Origin of the sequence: Actinomadura sp. (genome assembly GCF_044508335.1) — a bacterium.
Taxonomy (GTDB): Bacteria; Actinomycetota; Actinomycetes; order Streptosporangiales; family Streptosporangiaceae; genus Spirillospora.
Genome location: NZ_JBIQHY010000056.1, coordinates 15,624 through 40,444 on the forward strand (window position 1 = coordinate 15,624; position 24,821 = coordinate 40,444).

At 71.3% G+C, this 24,821-nt stretch carries 21 protein-coding genes; 3 read left to right on the forward strand and 18 right to left on the reverse strand.

Features of this window, described 5'->3' with window-relative positions; genetic code table 11:
* Window positions 1-76: 76 nt before the first annotated feature.
* The 12 genes from ACIWVC_RS19640 to ACIWVC_RS19695 form a co-directional block, all read right to left on the reverse strand.
* Window positions 77-1,216 carry a branched-chain amino acid ABC transporter permease gene (locus ACIWVC_RS19640; protein ID WP_396449692.1) on the reverse strand — a complete coding sequence of 380 codons (1,140 nt, stop codon included), beginning with the start codon at window positions 1,214-1,216 and terminating at the stop codon, window positions 77-79.
* Window positions 1,216-2,100 carry a branched-chain amino acid ABC transporter permease gene (locus tag ACIWVC_RS19645; protein WP_396449691.1) on the reverse strand — a complete coding sequence of 295 codons (885 nt, stop codon included), beginning with the start codon at window positions 2,098-2,100 and terminating at the stop codon, window positions 1,216-1,218. Before ACIWVC_RS19645 ends, ACIWVC_RS19640 begins: the two co-directional genes overlap by 1 nt.
* Window positions 2,097-2,855: an ABC transporter ATP-binding protein gene (locus tag ACIWVC_RS19650; protein WP_396449690.1), complete on the reverse strand. Its 759-nt coding sequence runs from the start codon at window positions 2,853-2,855 to the stop codon at window positions 2,097-2,099. The genes ACIWVC_RS19645 and ACIWVC_RS19650 overlap by 4 nt, the downstream gene beginning before the upstream one ends.
* Complete coding sequence (locus tag ACIWVC_RS19655; RefSeq protein ID WP_396449689.1) at window positions 2,852-3,544, reverse strand: ABC transporter ATP-binding protein; 693 nt, start codon at window positions 3,542-3,544, stop codon at window positions 2,852-2,854. Before ACIWVC_RS19655 ends, ACIWVC_RS19650 begins: the two co-directional genes overlap by 4 nt.
* A gap of 68 nt (window positions 3,545-3,612) precedes the next feature.
* A complete protein-coding gene (locus ACIWVC_RS19660; protein ID WP_396449688.1) occupies window positions 3,613-4,845 on the reverse strand; it encodes an ABC transporter substrate-binding protein in 1,233 nt (410 codons plus the stop codon).
* Window positions 4,846-5,022: 177 nt separating this feature from the next.
* On the reverse strand, window positions 5,023-5,889 hold the full coding sequence (locus ACIWVC_RS19665; protein WP_396449687.1) for an LLM class F420-dependent oxidoreductase: 867 nt from the start codon (window positions 5,887-5,889) through the stop codon (window positions 5,023-5,025).
* A 153-nt stretch (window positions 5,890-6,042) separates the two neighbouring features.
* The gene (locus ACIWVC_RS19670; RefSeq protein WP_396449686.1) at window positions 6,043-7,437 is read right to left on the reverse strand and encodes a 2-oxo acid dehydrogenase subunit E2; all 1,395 of its coding nucleotides are present in this window, start codon (window positions 7,435-7,437) and stop codon (window positions 6,043-6,045) included.
* A 34-nt stretch (window positions 7,438-7,471) separates the two neighbouring features.
* Window positions 7,472-9,223 (reverse strand): hydantoinase B/oxoprolinase family protein, encoded by a 1,752-nt coding sequence (locus tag ACIWVC_RS19675; RefSeq protein WP_396449685.1) that lies wholly within the window; start codon window positions 9,221-9,223, stop codon window positions 7,472-7,474.
* Window positions 9,224-9,225: 2 nt separating this feature from the next.
* Complete coding sequence (locus ACIWVC_RS19680) at window positions 9,226-11,313, reverse strand: hydantoinase/oxoprolinase family protein (RefSeq protein ID WP_396449684.1); 2,088 nt, start codon at window positions 11,311-11,313, stop codon at window positions 9,226-9,228.
* Window positions 11,314-11,348: 35 nt separating this feature from the next.
* Window positions 11,349-12,326, reverse strand: a complete 978-nt coding sequence (locus ACIWVC_RS19685; protein ID WP_396449683.1) for an alpha-ketoacid dehydrogenase subunit beta — start codon at window positions 12,324-12,326, stop codon at window positions 11,349-11,351.
* The gene (locus ACIWVC_RS19690; protein ID WP_396449682.1) at window positions 12,319-13,359 is read right to left on the reverse strand and encodes a thiamine pyrophosphate-dependent dehydrogenase E1 component subunit alpha; all 1,041 of its coding nucleotides are present in this window, start codon (window positions 13,357-13,359) and stop codon (window positions 12,319-12,321) included. Before ACIWVC_RS19690 ends, ACIWVC_RS19685 begins: the two co-directional genes overlap by 8 nt.
* 11 nt (window positions 13,360-13,370) lie before the next feature.
* Window positions 13,371-14,417: a hypothetical protein gene (locus ACIWVC_RS19695; RefSeq protein ID WP_396449681.1), complete on the reverse strand. Its 1,047-nt coding sequence runs from the start codon at window positions 14,415-14,417 to the stop codon at window positions 13,371-13,373.
* A gap of 316 nt (window positions 14,418-14,733) precedes the next feature.
* On the opposite strand from ACIWVC_RS19695, the gene ACIWVC_RS19700 reads away from it, so the two are divergent.
* Window positions 14,734-15,639 (forward strand): alpha/beta hydrolase, encoded by a 906-nt coding sequence (locus ACIWVC_RS19700; protein ID WP_396449680.1) that lies wholly within the window; start codon window positions 14,734-14,736, stop codon window positions 15,637-15,639.
* 145 nt (window positions 15,640-15,784) lie between these two features.
* On the opposite strand, the gene def is transcribed toward ACIWVC_RS19700, so the two are convergent.
* The 4 genes from def to ACIWVC_RS19720 form a co-directional block, all read right to left on the reverse strand.
* Entirely contained in the window at window positions 15,785-16,444 is a 660-nt protein-coding gene (gene def / locus ACIWVC_RS19705; protein WP_396449679.1) for a peptide deformylase, read from the reverse strand.
* 29 nt (window positions 16,445-16,473) lie between these two features.
* Complete coding sequence (locus ACIWVC_RS19710; RefSeq protein ID WP_396449678.1) at window positions 16,474-17,181, reverse strand: pyridoxamine 5'-phosphate oxidase family protein; 708 nt, start codon at window positions 17,179-17,181, stop codon at window positions 16,474-16,476.
* Window positions 17,178-18,590, reverse strand: a complete 1,413-nt coding sequence (locus ACIWVC_RS19715) for an amidase (protein WP_396449677.1) — start codon at window positions 18,588-18,590, stop codon at window positions 17,178-17,180. Before ACIWVC_RS19715 ends, ACIWVC_RS19710 begins: the two co-directional genes overlap by 4 nt.
* Window positions 18,591-18,659: 69 nt before the next feature.
* On the reverse strand, window positions 18,660-20,174 hold the full coding sequence (locus ACIWVC_RS19720) for a prolyl oligopeptidase family serine peptidase (protein WP_396454409.1): 1,515 nt from the start codon (window positions 20,172-20,174) through the stop codon (window positions 18,660-18,662).
* Between ACIWVC_RS19720 and ACIWVC_RS19725 the strand changes: the two genes are divergently transcribed.
* Together ACIWVC_RS19725 and ACIWVC_RS19730 are read left to right on the forward strand one after the other, a co-directional pair.
* Window positions 20,151-20,996, forward strand: coding sequence for an ABC transporter ATP-binding protein (locus ACIWVC_RS19725; protein WP_396454410.1), 846 nt, complete (start codon window positions 20,151-20,153; stop codon window positions 20,994-20,996). The two genes, ACIWVC_RS19720 and ACIWVC_RS19725, sit on opposite strands and share 24 nt — an antisense overlap.
* Before the next feature lie 12 nt (window positions 20,997-21,008).
* Window positions 21,009-21,776 (forward strand): pyrroline-5-carboxylate reductase family protein, encoded by a 768-nt coding sequence (locus ACIWVC_RS19730; protein ID WP_396449644.1) that lies wholly within the window; start codon window positions 21,009-21,011, stop codon window positions 21,774-21,776.
* Window positions 21,777-21,899: 123 nt separating this feature from the next.
* Here ACIWVC_RS19730 and ACIWVC_RS19735 read toward each other — a convergent pair whose 3' ends face one another.
* Window positions 21,900-23,372: a serine hydrolase domain-containing protein gene (locus tag ACIWVC_RS19735; RefSeq protein ID WP_396449643.1), complete on the reverse strand. Its 1,473-nt coding sequence runs from the start codon at window positions 23,370-23,372 to the stop codon at window positions 21,900-21,902.
* 178 nt (window positions 23,373-23,550) lie between these two features.
* Window positions 23,551-24,783, reverse strand: coding sequence for a TetR/AcrR family transcriptional regulator (locus ACIWVC_RS19740; protein WP_396449646.1), 1,233 nt, complete (start codon window positions 24,781-24,783; stop codon window positions 23,551-23,553).
* Window positions 24,784-24,821: the final 38 nt, after the last annotated feature.

A 24,821-nucleotide genomic window follows, 5' to 3' on the forward strand; every position in this document is an offset into this window, starting at 1 on the left:
GGGTCCGGGCGAAAAGAGATGCGGCCGGTGTCCGGGACACCGGCCGCATCTCTCGGCCGAGGACGCGAAGCTGAGGTCAGCCGTCGTCGGCTCGGGCCGCACCGGCCGTCCGGCCGACCGCTTCCGGCGAGTCCTCGGGAACCGTTCGCGGCGCCTCCGGTTCCGCGCGGGCCGGAGCCGACCCCTCGAACTGGAGCTCCGCCGAGCCGAGCAGCCCGTGCGGGCGCCATCGGAGCATGACGATCAGGGCGACGCCGAGGACGGCGGAGGAGATCCCCGTCGGGGCGTGGATTTCGGTTCCGGCGACCGACATCCCGCTCTCGACCCGGCGCAGCAGCTCGTTCAGGACGGTGATGACCGCGGCCCCGAGCAGCGCGCCGCTGATCCCGCCGATCCCGCCGACGATCGCCATGGCGATCACCAGGACGAGCTGGGCGATGTAGAACGACGCGGGTGAGAACGCGGTGAGGAGCTGCGCGTACAGCGCCCCGGCCACGCCGGTGACGAACGCCGACAGCGCGAACGCCCACAGCCGGGAGCGCAGCACTGACACCCCCGCCGACTCGGCCGCCATGGGCTGGTCGCGGACGGCCCGCGCCCGCAGCCCGGCCCCCGACCACTTGAACAGCGCGCTCACCGCCACCGTCGCCACGAGGGTCGCGTACACACCGGTGAACGTGGTGTTCTCCGGGACGCCGAAGAGCGACTGCGGGCCCCGCGTCAGCGGGGTCGCCTGGGCGAGCACGTTGGTGACGATGATCAGCAGTCCGAGGGTGGCGATGGACGCCGCCGCCCCTGACAGGCGCATCAGGGCCGGCCCCGTGACCAGCGCGACCAGCGCGGCCGCCGCGCCGCCGATCAGCAGCGCGGGCACGAAGCCCACCTCGACGGACGCGAGCGGTCCCGGCAGGTCGGGCAGGACGAGCTCCTTGTCCAGCACGGGAATGGCCGCGATGCCGCCCGCGTACGCGCCGACGGCCATGAACGCGACGTGGCCGAAGGAGACGATGCCGGTGTTGCCGACGAACAGCTGGAAGCCGACCACCATGATGGCGTTGATGCCGAAGAGCAGGACGATCTCCCGCATCGTCGGCGCCAGGAACAGCAGGGCGCCGAGCAGCGTCACCGCTCCGGCGGCGAGCACCGCGCCCGCCGTCGCCCCGAGCCGGCCCGCGGGGCCCGGCAGCCTGTCCGCACGCAGTGCGAGCCTGAGCATCAGGTGGCCTCCGTTCTGGCGCCGCTGAGCCCTCCCGGGCGCAGGACCAGCAGGGTGATGACGACCGCGAACACGATCGCCTGCGCATAGGTGATCGCCCCGGCGGGCAGGACGATGTTCATGGCGACCTCGATCGCGCCGAGGGCGAGGCCCCCGAGCATCGCGCCGGAGATCCGGCCGAGACCGCCGAGGACGATCGCGATGAACGCCTTCAGGGTGGGCTCCAGGTCCGACCGCGGGGTGACCGCGCCGACCTTGGCGAACCACAGCAGGCCCACCACGCCGGCGATCGCACCGCTCACCGCGAACGCGATCATCAGGACGCGGTCGGGCCGGATGCCCATCAGGCGCGCGGTCTGCGGCAGCTCGGCGGCGGCGCGCAGCTGCGCCCCGAACGCGGTCCTGTTCAGCAATGCGTAGAACGCCGCGACGACGAGCGCGCCGCTGGCGATCGTGACCAGCTGGAGCACCGGGATCCGCAGGCCGCCGGTCGTGACGACCCCGGTGAGGAAGCCCGGGACGTCCAGCACCCTCGGCTTCTCCCCGAACACCAGGATCGCGATGTACTGGACGATCAGGAGCACGCCGAACGACGTGATGAGCAGCGTGATCGGCGGCGCACCGATGAAGGGCCGGAACGCGACGCGCCCCATCGCCATGGACAGGACCGTGACGAACAGGATGCACAGCGGCACGACCAGGGCGAACGGCACTCCGGCGTCCACCAGGACGCAGGCGCCGTAGCCGCCCCACACCAGCAGCAGCCCGTAGGCGAAATTGATCAGGTTCATGACGCTGAACACCAGCGTCAGGCCGAGGGCCAGCAGGGCGTAGGTGGATCCGACGCTCAGGGCGTCGAGCACGTGCTGGACGAATGCGGTCACGGCGACTCAGCCCCCTTCAGCCCGAAGTACGCCTCGATGAGCAGCTCGTCGGCCCGCATCTCCTCGGCGTCGCCGTCCAGCACCTTCTCGCCCAGCTTCAGGCAGCAGGCGCGGTCGACGAAGTCGAGCGCACGCCGGGACGACTCCTCCACCACGATCAGGCTCTGGCCCTGCTCGCGCAGCGTGCGCAGCACCTTGTAGACCTCGTTTCCCATCTTCGGGGCCAGGCCGAGGCACGGCTCGTCCAGGACGAGCAGCTTCGGGTCGGCCATCAGGGCTCGGCCGATGGCCAGCATCTGCTGCTGCCCGCCGGACAGGTTGGAGCCCTTGTCCGCCCGCCGCTCGGCCAGCACGGGGAACGTCCCGTACACGCGGTCGAGCACCTCGTCGTTGTGCCGGCGCAGCCGCGCCCGCGACAGGCGCCCCCGCAGGCTGGTCGAGCCGATCAGCAGGTTCTCCTCGATCGAGAGCGTGGTGAAGATGCCGCGGCCCTCGGGGACGAGCGCGATGCCGAGCCCGGCGCGTTCCTCGGCGGGCACGCCCGTCACGTCGGCGCCGTCGAACCAGACGGTCCCCTCCCACGGGGCCACCAGCCCCGAGATCACTTTCATCAGGGTCGACTTGCCCGCGCCGTTCGCGCCGAGGACGGCCACCGCCTCGCCGCGCCGGACCTCGAGGGAGACCCCCTTCAGCACCTTGGTCGCCCCGTACCCGACCACCAGGTCCGTGACCCGCAGCAGCGGTTCCGCGGTCATGACGCCCCCAGGTACGCCTCGACGACATGGGGCTGGTCGAACGCCTCCTGCGGCGGGCCTTCGTAGATGACGCGGCCCTCGTCCAGGACCTGCACACGGTCGCTGATGCTGAGGACGAGGTTCATGTCGTGGTCGATGACCACGATGCCGCAGCCGCGCTCGTCCCGTATCCGGCGCAGCAGCTCGCGCAGCTCGCCGGTCTCGCCGTCGTTCAGTCCGGCGGCCGGTTCGTCCAGGAGCAGCACCGAGGGGTTGCCGGCGAGCGCTCGCGCGATCTCCACGCGGCGCTGCGTCCCGTACGGCAGATCGGAGACGACCTCGCGGGCGACCCCGTCCAGGTGCAGGCTCGCGAGCAGGCGCTCGATCTCCTTCCGGGACGTTCCGGCGGACGCGTTGCCGCCGACCGTCACGTTCTCCCGGACCGTCAGGTCGCCGAAGAGCTTGAGGTTCTGGAAGGTCCTGGCGACGCCTCCGCGGGCCCGGCGGGCCCGGGAGGCGCGGGTGATGTCGCGGCCCCGGAGCCGGATGTCGCCGCCGTCGATCCGCAGCGCCCCGGAGATGCAGTTCACGAGCGTGGTCTTGCCGGAGCCGTTCGGTCCGATGAGCCCCAGCACCTCGCCGGCCGCCAGGGTCAGATCGGCCCCGTCCAGCGCGGTGACGCCGGCGAACCGCTTGACCGCTCCCGTCACGCGGAGCAGCGGCGGGTCCGCGTCCGGGGCGGGATCCCGAAGGCGGGAGCCGGATGCGGGCGAAGCGCTCACGACGCGCCGTTCCGCAGCACGGTCGGGTCGTAGTCCGCGACGACCTTGAACTTGCCCTTCTGCACCCCGACGACGGTCGTGCTCCAGACGGCGTACCCGTCCTGCCAGTAGGCCAGGGTGCCGCCGGGGACCTTGAGTCCGCGCTGCGCCCGGATCGCGTTCGCGGCCGAGGCGGCGTCGGTGACGTCCTTGCGCTGCAGGGCCTGGTTCACGGCCATGAAGGTCTGGTAGGCGCCCGGCGCGTTGGCCTGCTCGGGGAAGTGCCCGAACATCTTCTCGTACTTCGCGGTGAACGCGGCGATCGCGGGATCGACACCCGCGCCGTCGAAGGCGACCTGGGCGGCGAAGGAGATCGCGTTGGAGCGGTTCGCCCCGACGAGCTTCGGCAGCTCGCGGGTCTGCAGCGTGATGTTGCCGAGCACCGGGGTGTTCACCCCGGCCGCGCGCAGCTGCTTGACGAAGGTGCCGACCGCGGGGAACACGGCCAGGGCTTGGACCACGTCGGGCTTCGCGGCCTTGATCTTGGAGATGGTGGAGCTGAAGTCGGACTGGCCGGCCAGCGAGTCGACCCGGTCCACGCCGGTGACCTTGCCGCCGCCGGGCTCGTACAGCTTCCGGTAGGCGGTGTCCTGCTCGGTGAAGTAGGCGAGGCCGGGGTCGAGGACCTGGAAGGTCGAGCGCCACTTGCGGTCGAGCGCGTACCTGGCCTGCGCGAGGCCGAGTTCGGTGGTGGTGATGCCGCCGTTGAAGAAGCGGTCGCCGACGGCCTTGCCGAAGACGGTCGAGGACGCCGCCAGCGACAGCGTCAGCACCCCCTGCCGCTGCCCGATCCTGGCCGCGGCGACGCCGGTGTCGAAGTCGTCGGCGACGACCAGGATCTGGGCGCCCTTGCCGATGAGCGAGCGCGCCACCTGGGCGGCGACCGCGGGATCGGACTTGGTGTCGCCGGTGATGGTCTTGATGGGGCAGCCCTTGATGCCGCCCTGCGCGTTGATCTCCTCGATCGCGACCTGCAGCCCCCGCTTGCCGGCGACGTCGAAGAAGGAGGCGAAGCCGCTGTCGGCCTTGGCGATGCCGACGAGGATCCGGCCGTCACGGCAGGCGAGGGAACCCTTGCGTTCGCCGGCCGACGATCCGGCGCCGCCGGCGCACGCTACCGCTCCGGACAGGGTCAGGCCGGCGGCGACCAGTGCCGGCCACCGGCGCCTCATCATGTGTGGGAACGACATACCGCCTCCAGGTTTGATCGGTATACGTGCAGTCGTTCGCTTTGTGAAAAGCACACTAGCGCACGCGTTTTTGCAGGTCAAGATTCGAATGCCGTGGCATTACCGCAGGTAGTGGGAAAATATAGGGGTTCTGAGTTGGCTCGACACCGCCGTCATGTTCGGCAAAAGAACGTTCGTTCACATGATCAGCGCCTCCGGGGGGCGGGGATCCGATGCCGCCACCGCCAGGCCGAGGGCGTCGGAAAGCTCGGCGGCCCGCCGGCGGGCCGCCTCGGCGTCCCCGGGAGGCAGCCAGAAGACGCACCGGTGCACGCCGGCCTCGGCGTATCGGGGGACGTCCGCCGGGTCCGCGCCGTACACGGTGACCGGCGCGTCGGCCCAGCCCGCCTCCCGTGCCCTCTCCCGGTACTCGGCGATGCGATCGAGCAGGTCGGGTGCGGGTTCGGGCAGCCATTCGTTCCCGTACGACAGGATCCGGTCCACGACGGTGGGACCGTTTCCGCCGATGAGGATCGGGAGCGGATCCTGGACGGGCTTGGGCCATGACTGGATGCGTTCGAACGAGACGTACGGGCCCCGGTAGGACGCCACCTCCCGCGTCCAGATCGTCCGCATGGCCCGGATGCGGTCCGCGAGCACCCCCAGGCGGCGCCGGGGATCGGTGCCGTGGTTCAGCAGCTCCTCGCGGTTCCACCCCGCCGCCACGCCGAACAGGAGCCGTCCGCCGGACAGATGGTCCAGCGTGGCGACCTCCTTCGCCGTGGTGATGGGGTCCCGTTGGGAGACCAGGCAGATTCCCGTGCCCAGCCTCAGCGTGCGGGTCGCGCACGCCGCCGCCGTGAGCGCCACGAAGGGGTCGAGCGTCCGCGAGTACTCGGGGGGCACGTCGCCGCCCTCCGGCTTGAAATGCGCGGTGCGTTCGACGGGCATGTGGGTGTGCTCCGGGAAGAAGAGCGACTCGAAACCGCCGTTCTCGGCCATGCGAGCGAGGTCGGCCGGTCCCATGCCCTGGTCCGTGGCGAAGACGGCGAGACCGAACTTCATGTGAAACTCCTGATCCGCGAGGGCGTTGAGCGTGTCCAGCGCTATGCGAATGGTCCGTGTGCAATGCGAACGAGAGGGCCGAGCGGGCGGGACGCGGTCCGCCTGGCCCCCCGCGGGTCCTCGGGCCGCGTCGCCCGGGGAGCCGCGGGGTCGTCAGTGGTCCGGCAGGTCGCCGGTCTCCAGCCGCTCCTTCACCCGGGTGAGGAAGCGCGCCGCGTCGGCTCCGTCGATGATCCGGTGGTCGTAGGTCAGGGCGAGATGGATCATCGACCGCACCGCCACGACCTCGCCCAGCGCCGGGCTTCGGACGACCGCGGGCCGCCTGCCGACGGCGCCGGTGCACAGCACCGCGACCTGCGGCTGGTCGATGACCGCCGTGGCGAACAGGGTCCCCGCCGCACCCGCGTCCGCCAGGGTGAACGTGCCGCCCGCCAAGTCCGCGGGGGCGAGGCGGCCGGCCCGCGCCCGCTCCGCCAGCTCCGCCAGCCCGTGCGCCAGCCCGGCCAGGTTGAGGCTTCCGGCGTCCCGCAGGACCGGCGTCACCGTCCCGCCCGGAACCTCGACCGTGACCGCGAGATGCTGACCGTCCGGATGGACGATCACTCCCGCGTCCGGGTCCACCCGGCAGTTGATCTCCGGTGATTCCTTGAGCGCCGCGAGCGCGGCCATCGCGATGATGGGCCGCGGCGTCAGCTCGACGCCCTCGCGCGCCCGAAAACGCTCCCCGGCGGACTCGCACAGCTCGACGATCTTCGTAACGTCGACTTCGACGACCGTGGTCAGGTGAGCGCTGGTACGCAGCGACTCCGTAACGCGCGCGGCGATCGCCCGGCGCGCAGGACTCAACGCCCCGGTCGTCCCGCGAACACCCTCCTCGAACTCCGGAACCCGCCCGGCAACGGGACTCGGCACCGCGGCGGCCGAACCCGACACCGGGGCGGCCGAACTCGTCGCCGAGGCGACAGGGCTCGGTGCCGCGGCGAGTGGGGATGGGTTCTGGGGTGGAAGTGTCGGTGAGGGTGCGTCGGGTGGTGTCGGGGCGGCTTGGTCTTGATTCTTTCGGGCCGCCAGGACGTCCTGTCTGCGGATGCGGTCGCCGGGTCTGGCGGGACGCACGGATGTCAGGTCCACGCCGTGCTCGAAGGCGAGGCGCCGGACGAACGGTGTGATGTAGCCGCCGCTCCGCCGCGTCCCAGGGGCGCCGGTCCGGTGAGGGGCCGCCGGAGCCGGGGGCGTCTCTACGGGTTCGGGTGGGGTGGGCGGTTTCGGGCTGGATGCGGGCGGGGCGGGGACCGCCGCCGGTGCGCGGTCGAGGGCGGTGATCCGGGCGAGTTCGGTGCCGGTGGAGACCGTCTCGTCCTCGTGGACGCTGATCGACTGAAGGACTCCCGACGCGGGGGCCGGGATCTCGGTGTCGACCTTGTCGGTCGACACCTCCAGCAGCGGCTCGTCGGCCTCGACGTGCTCGCCCACCTGCTTCAGCCAGCGGGTGACGGTGCCCTCGGTGACGCTCTCACCCAGTTGCGGCATGGTGACGGGGACCGCCATGGCGGAGTCCTCTCTCAAGGCGGGGCCCTGGTGGCTAGGACGCGGAGCCCGCGCGCAGCCGCGCGGTCGCCGCCTCGTCGATCGACAGGTCCGCGCGCAGGACGACGCCGTAGACGTCGCGGGCGCGCTCCGCGGTGATCCACCCCTCGCGCACGTCGTCGCGGACCCGTTCGGGCTCTCGGTCCGTGGGCGGCCCGTAGCCGCCGCCTCCCGCGGTGATCGACACGATGCGCTCGCCGTCCGCCAGCTCGACCAGGCCCTGGGACGGCAGGTCGGTCAGCCGGCCCGACCCGTCGCGGCGCAGGTGCCGGGTGAGACCGCCCGCGAGCCCGCCGCGCACGCCGCGCGCGGGGTACACCGCGCCGTCGGACCCGTAGGCCACCGTCATCGACGTGCCGACCGGCCCGTACTCGACCACCGCCGACGGCGCGCCGCGGAACCGGCCCGCGCCCTCGGTGTCGGGGACGAGCCGCTGCCGCTCCACGCGGATCGGGTGCGTCATCTCCGCGATCTCCACGCTGTCGCGGCGCAGCATCCCGGCGCAGCCCACGTGGAAGATCGTCAGCCAGGCGTCGGTCCAGGGGGTGGCGGCCCCGCCGGTGACGGCGAGGAAGATCTGGTTGACGAACGGCTTGCCGCCCGACCTCGGGTCGGTGCCGGACACCACCGCCGCCGCCGCGGGGATGACGGCTCCGCACTCGGCCAGGCCGATGCCCTCGACGAGCTCCGCCATCCCGCGCTGCACGGCGTTGGTCACCCGGTCGGCGAGGTTGGTGGTCGCCGCGGAGCAGCTGTGCGGGTGGGAGGGGACGCCCACCGCGCAGCCGTCCCGCAGCGCGACGCTGATGCGGCGCAGGCTCCCGGCGTTCGGCGGGACGTCCTCGCCGATGGAGTTGAAGACGCCGATCAGGGCGGCCGTGGCGGCGGTCGACTCGGTGAGGTTCAGGCCGTTCGGCAGGCAGTCGACGTTGTCGGTGAGATCGATGGCGATCTCCTGCTCCTCCGGCCGGACGTCGATGTCGATCTTGATGTCGACGCCCTCGGGGATCCCCGGGAAGGGGTCGTGCCGGGTGGTCAGGGTGAGCCGTCCGGCGGGCAGCCCGGCGATGGCCGCCCGCATGCGGCCTTCGCTGTAGGCCAGCCACTCGTCCACGAACTCCTGGAGGACGTCCCAGCCGAGTTCCTCGCCCAGCTCGGTGATCCGGCGCTCGCCCAGGCGCACGGCGCCGAGGAGCGCGAGATAGTCGCCCCACCACTGCTCGGGCACCCGGACCCGCAGCCGCAGCATGCGCAGGATGTCGTCGTTGTCCTGGTAGTCGGTCTGGACGCGGCAGGCGTCGAACAGGAGGGTGCCCTCCTCGTAGACGTCCCGGGCGCCGGCCATGTAGGTCGTCGGCTGGGAGTTGCCGCAGTCGGCCTGGTGCGCCTTGGCGAGGACGGAGAACCGGTGGACGCCGTCATCGTCGACGACCGGGACCAGCATCGCGTGGTCGGCGGCATGCGAGTTGCCGTTGTACGGCGAGTTGTGCAGATACGCGTCCCCGCGCCGCATCTCGGGATGGAAGCGCAGGACGGCCTTCGAGATCAGGTCGGGCCCGCTCATCATGTGGATGGGCAGGCTCTCGGCGCCCATCACCAGCTCGTGGTCGGCGCTCACGATGCAGCAGGAGAAGTCGTGGGCGCTGTTCAGCACCCCCGACCGGCTGGAGCGGAAGACCGTGTTCATCATGCCTTCCACGACCACGTTCAGGCGGTTGCTGATCACCGCCATGCGGACGCCGTCCATCGTCACTTCCCCCCTCGCTCGGCCGCGGCGGCGGGCGCCCCGGGCACGACATGGATCGTTCCGCTGCCGCGGCGGGTGAATGTGGCACCGTCGTCGATGACGATCGTCGTGGTCTCCGACTCGACGACCGCCGGGCCCCGCAGCTCCAGGCCGACGGGCACCGAGTCCAGGCGCCAGACGTCCGCCCGGACGAGCCCGGTGCCCGGCAGGTGGATGTCGCGTTCGCGCCGGACGGCGTCGCCCGTGCCGGCCTCCGGCAGGACCGGGTCGGTGATGCGGCAGCGCGCCCTGGCGTGCCAGCTCTCGAACTCGATCGGCGAGCCGGGATCGTCGACCGCGAAGGTGTCCCGGTGAACCTCGTGGAACGCCTTCTTCAGCCGTTCGAGCCCTTCGCCGTCCAGGGAGCCCTGCTCGCCGAGCTGCACTTCCAGCTCCCAGACCTGGCTCGGGTACCGCGCCTCGACGGAGAACTCGACGGACGTCTCGACGGCCCCGGCGCCGGGGCCGTCGACGAAGCCGCGGGCCTCGGCCGCCAGTTCCTCCAGCACCGCGTTGACGCCCGCGAAGTCGAAGTCCTCCGAGGTGGTCCGGAAGGTCCTCTCGAAGCCGCGCGACAGCTCGGAGATCAGCGCCCCGGCCGCGCTGAGGGCCGGGCCCATGACCGGGACGATGACCTCGCGGCAGCCGAGCCGGCGCGCGATGGCCACGGTGTTGAACCCGGCCGCACCGCCGCCCCCGACGAGGACGGCCTGCGCCGGGTCGATGCCCTTCTGCCCGGTGATCTCCTCGATGGCGCCGACCATCCGCTCGGTCGCGAGCCGGTAGACGGCGGCCGCCGCCTCCAGCACGTCCAGCCCGAGCGGCTCGGCGATCTGCTCCCTGATCGCCTCGCGCGCCGCGTCCAGGTCGAGCGCCGAGCGCCCGCCCAGGAAGTAGCCGGGGTCCAGGTAGCCGAGGACGAGGCAGGCGTCGGTCATCGTGGGACGGGTGCCGCCCCGCCCGTAGCAGACCGGGCCGGGAACGGCGCCGGCGCTCTGCGGGCCGACGTGCAGCAGCCCGCCCCCGTCCACCCAGGCGATGCTGCCGCCGCCCGCGCCGACGCTGCGCACGTCGACGGACGGGAAGCCGGTCATGTGGCCGCGGAACGGCTCGCCGATCCAGGACTCGCGCGTCCACGGGATCCGTCCGTTCCGGACGACGCTGACGTCGTAGCTGGTCCCGCCGGTGTCGGCGACGATCGCCATCGGGGCCGCGGCGTCCAGGTCGGCGAAGAAGCGCCCCGCCACCGGCGCCATCGCGGGGCCGGAGTTGAGCGAGTGGATCGGCGCCCGGGCCACGTCCTCGGCGTCCAGCGCGCCGCCCGCGGAGGTCACCATGAGCACCCTCCCGGCGAAGCCCGCGTCGCGCAGCCGCCCCTGCAACCCGCTGATGTACGCGGTCATCAGCGGTTTCAGCGAGGCGTCGATCGCGGTCGCCGAGGCCCGGCGGTACTCGCGCACGCACGGATTGACCTGGTGCGACAGCGTCACCGGTACACCCGGCAGCAGCTCGTCCAGCAGCTCGCCCACGCGCAGCTCGTGGACGGGGTTGACGATCGACCACAGCAGGCAGACGGCGACGGCCTCGACGTTCTCCCGCCGCATCCGCTCGGCGAGGACCGCCACCGCCTCCTCGTCCAGTGCGCGGACCACCTCCCCCTGGGCGCCGACGCGTTCGGGCACCTCGAAGGTCAGCGAACGCGGGACGTAGGGGTCGGGATAGGGCTGCCGCTGGTTGAAGATGTCGTGCCTGCCGCCCTCGCGCAGCAGCAGGATGTCCGGATGCCCTTCGGTGGTGAGGAACGCCGTGCGTGCGACCCTCTTCGTCAGGACGGCGTTCAACCCCCGGGTCGTGCCGTGGACGAGCATGCTCCCCCGGCCCAGCAGCTCGCGCCGCGAACAGCCCCGCTCGGCGGCGGCGACGTCGAAGGCGTCGAGGATGCCCTGGACCGGGTCGGACGGCACGGTCGAGCTCTTGTGGACGCTCAGGTGGCCCTCGTCCTCGACGACGAGGTCGGTGAAGGTGCCACCGGTATCGACTGCAAACCTCATGGTCTGTTCCTGCTCATAGGTCGCCGCGGCGACGATCAGTAATCGGCGAGCTTGCGCAGCTCGGCAACGATGCGTTCGGTGGTGGGCACGACCTGGTCCTCCAGCTCGTGGCCGTACGGGATGGGCACCCGCTCGGACCCGACGCGCACGATGGGCCCGTCCAGGCTCTCGAAGCAGTGCTCGCCGGCCCAGGCGGCCACCTCGCCGCCCCAGCCGCAGAACTCGACAGCCTCGGAGACCACGGCGAGCTTCCCCGTGCGCCGCAGCGAGGCCTCGATCGAGGCCGTGTCCATGGGCCACAGGTAGCGCAGGTCGACGACCTCGCACGCCACGTTCTCGGCGGCGAGTTCCTCCGCCGCCAGCACGCAGCGTTCGACCATCCGGCCGGCGGTCACCACGGTCAGGTCGTCCCCCGGCCGCACGACGCTCGCCGCGAATCCTTCCGGTCCGGTGCGGGTGTCGATGTCACCCGACGTGCGGAAATATAGGTTCTTACTCTCCAAGAAAATCACGGGATCGTCGGAACGCACAGCCTCCCGGAGCATCCAGTAGGCGTCCGACGGGTTGCTCGGCATCGCCACCACCAGGCCCGGGACGTGCGCGAACAGGCTCTCCAGGCTCTGCGAGTGCTGCGGGCCGTGGTTGGTCCCCCCGCCCCCCGGCATCCGGATGGTCAGCGGCACGCTGAACTGCCCGTTGCTCATGTAGCGGATCTTCGCTCCGAGGTTGACGATCTGGTCGAGCGCCAGCAGGACGAAGTCGGAGAACATGATCTCGACGACCGGCCGCATGCCCTCGGCCGCGGCCCCGATCGCGAAGCCCACCATGCCCGCCTCGGAGATGGGCGAGTCCAGCACCCGGTGCTCCCCGAACCGTTCGACCAGCCCCTGGGTCACGGTGAACACCCCGCCCAGCGCCCCGACCTCCTCCCCCATGATCACGACGCTCTCGTCGGCTTCCATCTCGGCCTCCAGGGCGGCACGGACCGCCTCGGCGTACTTGAGCTCACGCACGGTTCTGCAGCTCCGGGGAGGTGTAGACGAATGACTTCGCGTCGGTCACGGGGGGTCGCGGACCGGCCTCCGCGCGAGCCAGCGCCGCGTTGACGTCCGCGGCCACCTCGGCGTCGATCCGCGCGACCTCATTGCCGGGGAACCGCTCCAGCCTTGTCCGCAGGTTGGCCATCGGGTCGTTGAGCGCCAGCCAGTCCCGCCCGGCCGTCTTGGGCCGGTACCGGTAGTCGGGGTCGGAGAGGCTGTGCGGTCGGACGCGGAACACCCCGCACTCCAGGAAGGCCGGGGATCCCGCCCGCACATGGGCGACCAGCTCCCGGGCCACCTTCGCGACGGCGACCACGTCCCGGCCGTCGACGTAGCGCGAGGTGATCCCGGCGCCCTCGACGGTGCGGGCGATGGTCCCCGGGGCGCCGAACAGGCGGTCGGACGGCATCGAGTGGGCCAGCCCGTTGTTCTCACAGACGATCAGGCACGGGCTCTTCCAGAACCGCGCGAGCAGCAGCGTCTCGTGGGTCACGCCCTGCGCGAAGCCGCCGTCGCCGATGAACGCCACCGCGATGTCATCGCCGCCCCGGCGCCTGCGGGCCCACGCCGCGCCGGCCGCCCATGGCAGCCCGCCCGCGACGATGGCGTTCTCACCGAGGAACCCGCTGGCCCGGTGGTGCAGGTGCATAGAGCCGCCGCGTCCCCCGCTCACGCCGGCCGAGCGGCCGAAGAGCTCGGCGAAGACGCCCTCGATCGGCACGCCCTTGGCGAGCGCGTGCCCGTGTCCGCGGTGCGTGCTGGTGACCATGTCGCCGACGCGCAGCACCGAGCAGACTCCGACGGCCGCCGCCTCCTGTCCCAGCGAGGAATGGAACGACCCCGACATGCGTCCGAGCCGGTGCATCTTCTCGATCTCCAGCTCGACGGCGCGCACGATCGACATGCCGCGGTAGAGCTCATGGGCGGTGGGAAGGTCCGCCTCATCGATCGGAAGGCCGCTGAAGGACCCTTCCGGCGGGTGCGGGGGCGAGGCGATTTGGGTCATGAGAGCTCACTTCAGCGAAACGGGTGGTTTTGCAGGTCGTGCCAGGCGGCGGCGACCGGCAGATCCTTCACGGTCCTCAGGCCGGGCGCCGCGTGCAGGACCCCGGGAATGCTGTTGACCAGCTGCGCCGAGGTGGCCGGGATGGCGTCCATGCCGGGCGACAGCGTGAGGTTGACGGTGTGCAGGCCGTCGATGGTGAGGGTGTCGACGGTCGCGAACCCGGCCTCCTCCGGCCGCAGGTGCAGGATCAGCTCGATCTCGATGAAGAGGTCGCCGCCGATGTGCCCGGTGGCCCGCTGGAGGAAGCCCTCGGTGCGCCCCGCCTCCACGTGCCCGTACCGGGTCGGGGCGGGGGTCGCGGCGACGAACGGTTCGAACGTCTCGGAGACCGGCCCGTCCAACCACAGGCCGAGGCGCTCGCAGACGAGCTCGATCGACTCGGGGAACCCGACATGGCCGGCGATCGTGCCGGCCCGGTGGCCCTCGTCGAACTCCTCAGGGGTGTAGCCGATGCCCAGACGGCGGTGGATGTTCTCCCCGAAGCCGGCCACGTTCACGGCGCGCCGCCCGCGGATCGCGCGCACGTCCCAGGACACGCCGGTCGCCGCCACGACCAACGAGTCGAACAGGAAGCCCGGGTTCACCCCGGTGCCGAGGACGGACGCGCCCCCCTTCCGCGCCGCCGCGTCGATCCGCGCCGCCGCCTCGGTGCAGCGGTTGAACGGGAACGCCAGCTCTTCGCAGGGGGAGACGACGTTGACGCCGGCCCACGCGCAGTCGACGATGTCGTCCTCGGTCTCCTTCAGGAACGAGCCCGTCGCGTAGACCATCACGTGCGGGGCCGCGGCCAGCACCTCCTCCATGTCGGCCACGACCGCGGGCCCGCCGGGGACGGACGACCCGACGACCTCGTGGAGCGGACGGCCCAGGGCCTCGGGCTCCTTGGTCGCAGCTCCGACGATCTCGAATCCCGTTCGATGCTCAAGCAGAAGGCGCGCGGCCGCGCGGCCGATGCTGCCGAGCCCGCACAGGCCGATCCGGATCGGTGGGCCGTTCACGACAGTATCCTCTGCGCGATTTGTGAACTCATGCACGCATTATGAAAACATCCCGCAGGGAGTGTCAAGGGTGCGACGGCCGTCCGCGGCCGCCGCAGGGCACCCCCGACCCGGCTGCGCCGACGGATCGCCCGCTCAAATGAGCATGACCAACAGCAAAGATTCGGCAAGGCGCCGCCCCGGGAACCGACCACCCGGGCGATCCGGTCGCCCGGGGGCCCAGGCGACCGGATCGCCGAACATGGGATATGTTCATAATTCGTGCACCTGCCCGCATAGACCAGAAGCATGCCATACAGACGATCGAGGAGTCGGAATGCCAGAGCCGCAGGAGGTCACCGTCCCCAGCGAGGGCGAGCGCATGAGCGGGCTGCTCTACATGCCGGACGGCCCCGGACCCCACCCCGCCGTGGTGCTCGCCGGCGGATGGTGCTACGTCAAGGAGGTGGCCCAGCCGCTGTTCGCCGAGGTCTTCGCGCAGGCGGGCGTGGCCGCCCTGGTCATCGACTACCGCCACTTCGGCGGCAGTACCGGCGAGCCGCGACGCCACATCGACCCGTGGCGGCAGATCGAGGACTACCGCAACGCGGTCTCCTACCTCCAAGCCCTCGACACCGTCGACGAGAACCGGATCGGCGCCTGGGGCATCTCCTACAGCGGCGGCCATGTCCTGATCCTCGGCGCCATCGACCCGCGCGTGCGCGCCGTGTGCTCAGTGGTCCCGGTCATCGACGGCTGGGACAACCTGCGTCTCTCCCACGGCACCGTGAGCTTGCGCGTCCTTCAGCAGGCCCTGGACCAGGCCCGCGCCAAGCTGTACCGGACCGGCGAGCACACCTACATCGACCACCAGCCCGTCGAACTCGGCGCCGTCGGCACGTTCCCCTTCCCGGCCAGCCGCGAGACCTTCGCCCGTATCAAGGCGTCGGAGGCCCCGGGATACGAGGGGAGCGCGACCGCCCAGTCGACCGAGATGCTCCTCGCCTACAGCGTCCGTCCCTTCCTCACCCGGCTCGTCTCCACCCCCACCCTCATGTGCGTCGCCGAGGGGGACGACCACACCCACTGGGACCTGGCCGCCGAAGCGTTCGAGCAGATCCCCGGGCCGCGCAAGAAGTTCCACGTCGTGCCCCGCTCCACCCACCTGACCCTCTACGAGGACGTCGACGTCCGTCGGCAGACGGCCGCCGTGGCCGCCGAGTGGTTCACCGAGCACCTGTAGCGGCCGCGACGCATACGACCGTGGCGCCATCACGTGGGGATGGCGCCACGACCTCACTTGCGGCGTATCGTTCAGCGAACTCGTGTATTGACAGATCGGGTGTCCGTGGAACGGTGGAAGCCCGTCATCGTCGATGGTCGGGCGGTCATTTGCCGATTGCGGCGGCCGATGCGGCACGTCTTGCAAGGACCTCGTCCTTGGATTCGGCCATCTCCCGCATGGCGGACCTTCGCTCTCGCTTGGACAGTCGGCTCAGATAGAGGCGCCCCTGGAGGTGGTCCATCTCATGCTGAAGGCAGCGGGCGAAGTAGCCGCGGCCCTCGATCACCAGTGGGTCACCGTTCTTGTCACGGCCTGCGACGACGGCATGATCGAGGCGGGGTACCACGCGGTAGGGGCCGGGGACGGACAGGCACCCTTCCCGTTCCTCGATCAGGGCACTTCGCGTGAGCGCCCCGTCCTGCAGCACAGGGTTGGCGATGTGCCCGACATGACGGACGCCCCACTCATCGGTCATGTCCCAGACGAACAGCCGCAGGCCAACGTCCACCTGGTTGGCGGCGAGCCCCGCGCCCTCGGCCACGTGGTTGGTGGCGAACATGTCATCGATGAGCTTGGACAGCCAGCCCGTGCCGAACTGGGTGACCTCCTGGCACGGACGCTCCAGGATCTCGTCACCGACGAGGGTGATGGAGCGGACGGCACCCCGCTTCGTTTCGGGTGCGATCCGCGGATAGGAGTCCACGGGTTCGCCTTGGACCCGCACTCGGCGATCCGCGGCGACGTCACCGGACCGCTCCGGCATTGATCACCTGCTTTCCAGCGGAACTTCTCCTACGGCGTGCCGGCTCGACGGTTGGGCGGACCCGCCCAACCGTCGAGGTAGGCGGGGGCGTCGCCGGTCCACGGCCTCCTGCCGTCGTGGACGGGAGGCCCCATGACCGATCCGAACGGGATTTCGCCCGCCCACACCGGGGCGTCCAGGTCCTGCTCGCCGTCGCCCGCGGGCCCGTTCCGCACTTTGACGGAGCACTCCTCGAGAACCAGTTCGACGACTTTCGTGCGCGCCAGTTCCCTGGGGGCCAGAAGTCTCACCTCTTCCAGCCGCCCCGGCGGGAGAAGACGGCCGAGCAGAGCGATCAGGATGTCGCGTTTGGCGTCCACGTCGTCGACCGGGGATCCGTGACCGAAGGCGATCACGGATCTGTAGTTCACCGAGTTCTCGAAGGCCGAGCGTCCCATCACAAGCCCGTCGAGCAGCGTCGCCTCAGCGCAGATGGGTGCTCCGGACGCGACGGTCTCAAGGGTCCGGTTGGCGGCCGAGCCATGTAGGTAGAGGCGGTCGCCCACCCGTACGTAGAGCATGGGCATGACGTATGGGACGGCATCGATGGTGTACCCGACGTGGCACATCAGCGCCTCGTCGAACACCTCGCGCACCGCCGCCGGGTCGTAGTCCGCACGGGCGGGACGACGCTTGAGCCGGACACGTTCGCTGGCGGGCCGGTACTTGCGGCCGGACGGTTCGCCAGGGTCGTTCACGAGCTTGCCTCCATGGGCGAGGAAACGTCCTTTCCGGGGATCGGCGCCGGGGTGAGGTGCCAGTCGGTCGACTGTTCGTACTCTCGTGCGAAGCCGAGGAGCCGGTTCTCCTCGAAGGGCGGGCCGATCCACTGGACGCCGGCCGGAAGCCCGCCCGGCCGGCCCATCGGCTGGGTCACCACGGGCAGGTCGGCGAGGCTCACGGGGATGGTGAAGGCACCGGCCCGCGCTTCGAGCGCCGGCAGTTCTTCGGGTGTGCAGGCGGTGATGGGGACGGTCGGCGCGACGCAGGCCGCGAGATCGTGGTCGGCGAACAGGCTTCGCCAAGCTCGAGAGATCCGCCCGAGGTCCGCCTTCGCCCGCGCGTGGGAGTCGGCGTCGACGCCTTCGCCGGCGCGGATGACCTCCAGAACCTCCGGCGAGTACAGGTGGGACCTTGTCCGGACCGTCGAGATGTGTTGCGCCGCCAGCTCATGCAACGCCACCGCCTGATAGGTCGGCATGACCATCTCAGGCAGCGGGCAGGTGACGTCCACGAGTTCGGCGCCGTGCTCCCTGATGATCGCCTCAGCGGTGGCGAAAGCCTCGGCCACCGCCGGGTCGGCGTCCTCGGCCCACTCGCGGATGACGCCGATCCGCGCTCCGCGCAGCGGAGCGGACGCGCCGCGCCGCTGGTGGGCGAGGGCCGCCGTGTCGCTCGCCGGATCCGCCGGGTCGTGTCCGGTGAGCGCGTCGAGCAGGATGCCGGCGTCCCCGGCGGTCCGGGCGATCGGCCCGACCCGGTCGAAGGACGTGGCCGCGGGCAGCACACCGCTCCGGGAGACGACTCCGCCCGTGGGACGCAGGCCCACCACGCCGCAGAAGGCGGCCGGGATGCGGATCGAGCCGCCGGTGTCGGAACCGACCGAGACGGCGCACTCGCCGGCGGCCACCGCAGCGGCCGATCCGCCGCTGGATCCGCCCGCCACGCGGCCCGTGTCCCACGGGTTGGTCGTCGGCGCGCAGGCGATGCCGACGGCGCATTCCTGCGTGGTGTTCTTGCCGATGAGAACGGCTCCGGCCTGCCGCAGGCGGGTCACGGCGAAGGCGTCGCGCTGCGGGCGCCTGTCGTCGAACGCCTTCGAGCCGTAACGCGTCGGGAGGTCGGCGGTGTCGATGATGTCCTTGACGCCGACCGGGATGCCGTGCAGCGGACCCTTCCATCCGCCGCGGGCGAGTTCGTCCGCGACGCGATGTGCCTCCGCGATCGCGTGATCGCGGTCGATGAAGGCGAAGCCGCGGACGATGGGCTCGACCTCGTCGATCCTGGTCAGATACGCCTCGGTGAGCTCGACCGGGGACAGTTCGCGATCGCGGATCAGCCGGGCCGCTTCGGTGATGGTGAGCGAGATGAGAGAAGGTACGGTCATGATCAGTGGTCGTCCCTTGCGCTAGGGCGTTCGGGCGGTCCGATGCATGAGGGCCGCCGGGAGAGGGCGTCAGCCGCCGAGAAGGTCGGCGAGCGCGCCGAAGTCGAGCGGGAACGGGGTGATCCGGTAGGCCGGCGGTTCGGCTCCCATGAGGTGGCGCACCAGGTAGTCCCAGCGCCGCCGGGTGGTGTAGGCGCCGTGGACCACCATCGTGTGATCGGCGTTCGGCACCAGCAGGAGGTCGAAGTCGCGGTCGGCGCGGATGAGGGCTTCGGCGAACCTGAGCGTCTGGGCGGGCAGGACGTTGTCGTCGAGTTCGCCGTGGATCAGCAGGAGACGGCCTTCGAGCCGTTCCGCGAGGGCCGCGTTCGACCGGGCGCGGTAGTCGGTCTCGGCGGGGAGACCGAAGTATTTCTCCCCCCATGCCGGCTGGTAGACGAGGTCGTCATGGTCGCCCGCGGTGGACACCGCCGCCTTGTAGAAGTCCGGCCGGTGCAGCATCGCCCGCGCCGAGGCGTATCCGCCGCCGGACGTGCCGAACGCCCCGACCCGGTCGAGGTCCATCCACGGCCGGGTGGCGGCCAGTTGTTCGATCGCGGCGACATGGTCATCGATGAACGCCGTCCGCCGCGGGTCGCGCCGCTGATGCTCCTGGAACGATTTGGAGCGGTAGGGCGTGCCCCGCCCGTCGATGACCACGGTGACGAAGCCGAGCGCGGCCATCGCGGCGGCTTCGCCGGTCGGGACGAACTCGCCCGACTGGGGGAACCTGACGGGCGCGGCCTTGACCTGCGGCCCCGGGTAGAAGTTGTCGAGAACGGGATAGCCGGCGGCGGGGTCGAGGTCGTGCGGCGGATACAGGACCCCGTAGATGTCGGTCGTTCCGTCGGCCGCCTTCACACAGAAGCGCTCGGGCGGCCGCCAACCCGCCGCGTACAGATCGTCGGCGTCGGCCGTCTCCAGGTCGGCGACGACCTCGCCGGAGGTGTCGAGGACGCGGCTGACGGCCGGCCGGTCGAGGCCGGACGCCACATCGAGCAGGTAGGTTCCCGCGGGTGAGACGGTCACCTCGTGGTCGAGTTCGTCATCGGTGAGCCTGCTGATCTGGCCGTCGTCGAGGCCGACCCGGTAGATCTGCCGCAGGTAGGGGTCGAGGCCGGGTTCGCGGCCGGAGGCCGTGAAGATCAGCTCCCGGCGCCGCTCGTCCACGGCCAGCGTCTCGCGCACCAGCCAGGGACCGCGGGTCAGTTGCCGGAGGGTGCCGTCGGCGGCGCGCAGGTAGGCGTGGCCCCAGTCGTCGCGCTGCGACCACCAGACGATGTCGCCGCTCGACAGTTCCAGGACGTTGGGTGCGTGGTAGCGGATCGGGTGCGTCTGGACGTGGGTGTCGGACCGTTCTTCCAGAAGGCACTCGACCTTCCCGGTGGCGGCGTCCATGCGGAACAGCCGGACGTGCCTGTCGCCGCGGTCTCCGGCGTGCCAGTAGAGCCGGCGGCAGTCCGCCGACCACCAGGTGCGTCCGAACGCGGTCGCGGGCTCGAAGGGGACATCGCCGACGAGATGGACGCCACCCGCGCAACGCACGACCGCGGACGAACAGAGCAGGCCGAAGCGCGAAACCGGCGGGACGAACTCCTCACGGTTCGCAACCTCCGCAAGACCTTCCGGACTCGGCCCATCATCGGGTCGTCCCGCACTACGGTCGCGCTGGACGGCGTGTCATTCCAGATACGCACCGGCGAATCCCTCGGCCTACTCGGAGAATCCGGTTCCGGAAAGACGACCATCGCACGTATTCTTCTCGGCCTCGAAAGCGCAGATTCCGGAGAGATACGCTTCGGCTCCGGCATGAGCCCTAAGGGCGCGCGAAGAAACCCCCCAAGGGTGCAGATCGTCTTCCAGGATCCCTACTCTTCCCTCAACCCGTCCCTGAGCATCGGCTCGACCCTGCGGGAAGCGATCAAGCACCGCGCACTCCGCGCGGACGGCCGCCCCGTACCCGACCACACCGACCTTCTCGCCTTGGTCGGCCTCCCCGTCGGCTACGCCGGCCGCCGCCCATCGGACCTGTCCGGAGGGGAGCGGCAGCGCGTGGCGATCGCCCGGGCGATCGCCACGGACCCTGATCTGCTCATCTGCGACGAGCCCGTCGCCGCGCTCGACGTCTCGGTCCAAGCGCAGGTTCTCGAACTGTTCCGGAACCTGAGGCGGCAGAACGGGATCACCATGCTGTTCATCACCCACGACCTGGCGGTCGCCCGCCAGATGACCGACCGCGCCATCGTCCTCCGCGAAGGCAAGATCGTAGAGAGCGGTGAGACAGCGGAACTCTTGTCCAGCCCGACTCACTGGTACACGAAGAAGCTCGTGGCCGCCGCCCCAGGAACGACCATCTCAACGGAGTGACAGGGAGTTTCCATGATTGGTTTCGTCGGTGCGGGAAACATGGCGCGGGCGATGGCCCGCGGCTGGGGCGAGCCGGTGTTGGCCACGGACTCCGGTTCGGGCCGCGCGGCCGCGCTCGTCGCCGAGCTGGGCGGTGCGGCGCTCCGCGACAACGAGGAGCTGTTCGACCAGGCGGACACCGTGGTCCTGGCCCACCGGCCGGACCAGCTCGAGGAGATCGCCCGAGGGGTCGATGCGACCGGAAAGATGATCATTTCCGTACTCGGCCCGACGACCGTCGCCCAGCTGCGCCATGCCTACCCCGGAGCGACCGTCGTACGGACGATGCCCAACACGCCGGTCGAGGTCCGCCGCGGCGTTGTCGCGGTCGCGGCAGGCGGCGAGGCGGCCATGCCGCTGCTCAGCCGGCTCGGGCGGGTCGTCGTCCTGCCGGAGCACCAGATGGACCTCGCGACGGCGACCAGCGGCGTCATGCCCGCCTACATCGCGCTCATCGCGGAGGCCGCCATCGACGCGGCGGTCTGCTACGGCCTGCCGCTGCAGCAGGCCACCGACATGTTCCTCGACACGCTGGCCGGCACGGCGGAACTGCTCATCGAGCGGCGCGGCGACACCGGCGCCGTCCGGCGCGAGGTGGGCTCGCCCGGAGAGTCGACGGTACGCGGTGTGGCGACCCTCGAACGGCACGGCATCCGCAGCGCGTTCAACGACGCGGCGCGCAATGTCCTCGAACGGCTCAGCCTTCCTTACACAGGCGAGGCAGTCATCTCTTCGACCTGAGTACCGAGGAGCAGGTGACGCTGGTTCCGGATCAACACGCGGTCGAGGAGCTCGCGGCGGCAGGTCTGAGGAACCGTGCCCGGCAGGCGGCGTCCTCCAAGTCCATGACCGGGTTCCTCGCCGCTAGTCTCCGCGGTCGTCCCGCTGTGGGCGGCGCGCGAGGGCGGCGATTCTGGCCGTGCTGAGGACGATGCCGAGGATTCCGGCGGAGATCAGCCAGATCTCGATCGCGGGCATGGCCAGGAACAGCTGGGTGTGGGAGAACACGCGGCCGGCGGTGCGCCCGATCAGCCAGGGGAGCGCGGCGGCCAGGGCGGCGACGGCCGGTGGCCAGGCGATCTGGGGCACGGTCAGTGCGAGTGTCCGCCACCTGCTCCTGGCGCGTGCCGTGGCCGTCCAGCGGGGGATCCGGGTCAGGGCCCGGACGCGCAGGGCGGCGGAGCCGATGGTGAGGGCGCCGAGCAGCACGGCGGTGACGCGCCCGTCGGGGAAGCGGGCGCCCGGTGGGTGGCGTCCCGTGGCCAGCGCGACGATCCCCTCCTTGATGCCCTCGGTGTCGGCGAGCGCGTTCTGGGCGGGGTACAGCAGGGCGATGCCGGTGCGGCTGCCGGGCAGGACGACCTGGTCGGCGCTGTAGGTGGCCAGCACGCCGTGGTGCTCGATCCGGTGGGGCGTGCGCGCCAGCCAGCCCATCGCGTAGCCGCCGTCCACGCCGGACGGCGGGGTGTGCAGGGTACGGATCGCCGCCGCGCTGAGGAGCCGCCGCCCGTCGGGTGCGGTGCCGGTGGCGTGCTGGACGAGCCAGGCCGTCATGTCGCGTGCGGTGGTGATGACTCCGCTGGACCCGGCGAGCAGGCCGTGGAGTTCGGGCCGGCCGACGGGGAACCCGTACAGCAGGATGCCGCCCTGGGCGAGGCGCGGGGCGGCGCGGGGGCCGTCCTGGCTGGTGGGGACGGCGAGGGTGGCGCTCATGCCGAGCGGTGCGAACACTTCGTCGCGCAGCACCGCCGACAGCGGCCGCCCGGTCACGACCTCCAGCAGCCTGCCGAGGACCTGGTAGTTCAGGTCGCTGTAGTGGAACGCGCGGCCGGGGGCGTCCACCAGGTGCGCGTGCCTGAGGTCGGCGACTCGTCCGGCGAGGCTGGTGACTTCGTCGCGCGCGATCTGGGGGAAGCCTCGGTCGCCGAGCCCGCTGGTCTGGTTCAGCAGTTCCCGGACGGTGATGCGGTCGCCGGCCGGGTCGGCGAGGCGGAACCCGGGCAGCGACCGGCGGACGGGCCGGTCCAGGTCGATCCGTCCCGCTTCGGCCAGGCGCATGACGGCGAACGCGGTGAAGGACTTGCTCAGCGAGGCGATGTGCAGCTGCGGGTCGGGGGTGAGGGGATCGCCGCGCCCGTCGTGGCCGTAGCCGCGCAGCATGACGGTCGTGGTGCCGCGGGTGACGGCCAGCGCCAGCCCCGGCAGCCTGGTCGAGGCCAGGCGTTCGCGGACGAAGTGGTCGATGGCCGCGGTGTCGGGACCGTCCTCGGCGTGCCCGGCGGGAGCGCAGACCAGGCCGAGGATCGTCGCCGCGGCGAGCGCGGCGGTCCACCGCACCGCACGTGTCCGGAGGGGCGGCCTGGGCACGGCGGTCAGCCGCCTAGCTTGGCGTCGAGCAGCCGGTTGACGGTGGCCTCGCCGGTCGCGAGCGCCACCTGCGGGTCATCGGTGCGGGCAGTCATGAAAGCGGCCTCCTTCCGCGAGGCGAGCGAGATATGGCCGGCCGACCCCAGGGTCAGGGCGTGGCTGGTCGTGGCGGTGTGAGGACGGCTTGGCCGAGGGCGGCGAGGTCGTCGGCGAGGTCGGGGCGCCGGCGCAGGTGCTGGATGCGGGCCAGGTCGTTGACGATGGCGAGGACGGCCTGGGTGATCACGCGGGCTTCGGGTTCGGTGAGGCCGGGTGTCCGGGTGGTGAGGAGCTGGACCCATTCGCCGACGTAGTCGTGTTGCAGGCGGCGGATGGTGTGGCGCTGGTCGTCGGGCAGGTGGACGAGTTCGGTGATCAGGGCGCCGGTGAGGTGGCTGGAGGTCAGGGTCAGGTCGATGTAGGACCGCAGGAGGCTGCTGAGGGCCTGGCCGGGGGTGGACGCGGCGGCGAAGATCCGCGAGGCGTCCATGTGCAGGGCGTCGGCGGCGCGGGTGAGGGCGGCGACCAGGAGTTCGGGTTTGCCCGTCACGTGCTTGTAGATTGCGGCGCCGCTGATGCCGGCGGCGGCGCCGATGTCGTCCATGCTGACGGCCTGGTAGCCGTGTTCTCCGAACAGGCGTGCGGCGGCGTCCAGGACCGATTCCCTGCGTGAGGCGCGGGGAAGCCCGGCGTTGGGGCCGGGTCTCGGTGCGCCGGTGTCGCGGGCGGCGGGGAGTTCGGCGCCGACGACGGTGCCGCCCAGGCGGCGCAGCAGGGCGTGGAAGCGGGTGCGGGGAAGCTGTACCGCGTGGTGCGAGGGGCTGGCGAAGACGGCGAACAGCGCCCAGGTCAGCAGGTCGGCGTCGGCGGGGGCGAGTTCGGGCCTGGCCGCGTGGATGACCGCCGCGGTGCGTCGTGCGATGTGGCGGAAGCGGGCGCGGAGCAGGTCCCGGTCTGCCGCGGGCAGGTTCCGGGATTCGCGTTGCCACAGTACGCCCAGGTCACGTCGGTCCAGTGTGATCGTGGCCATGACGTCCAGGAGGGCGTCGATGTCTCCGGGCGATGTGTCGGTGACGGCGGTCTCGAAGGCCGCCAGGCCGTCGTCGACGGTGCGGGCGAGCAGTTGCTCCTTGTTGCGGAAGTGGCGGTACAGGCCTCCGGCCGTGATGCCGACCGCGCCGGCGATCTGTTCCATCGTCACGGTGTGGTAGCCGGAGCGGTGGAACAGATCCGCGGCAGCGGACACGATCTGCGCTTTGCGGTCGCGGGGGCGCCTGGCCCGTGCGGGAGAGGTGTCCGCCGGTGTGGCCGGGGTCATCTCGGCTTTGTCCTCGGTCGGCATCACGTGGGGAATGTTAGGTCCGTTCAGGAGTAGCCGCC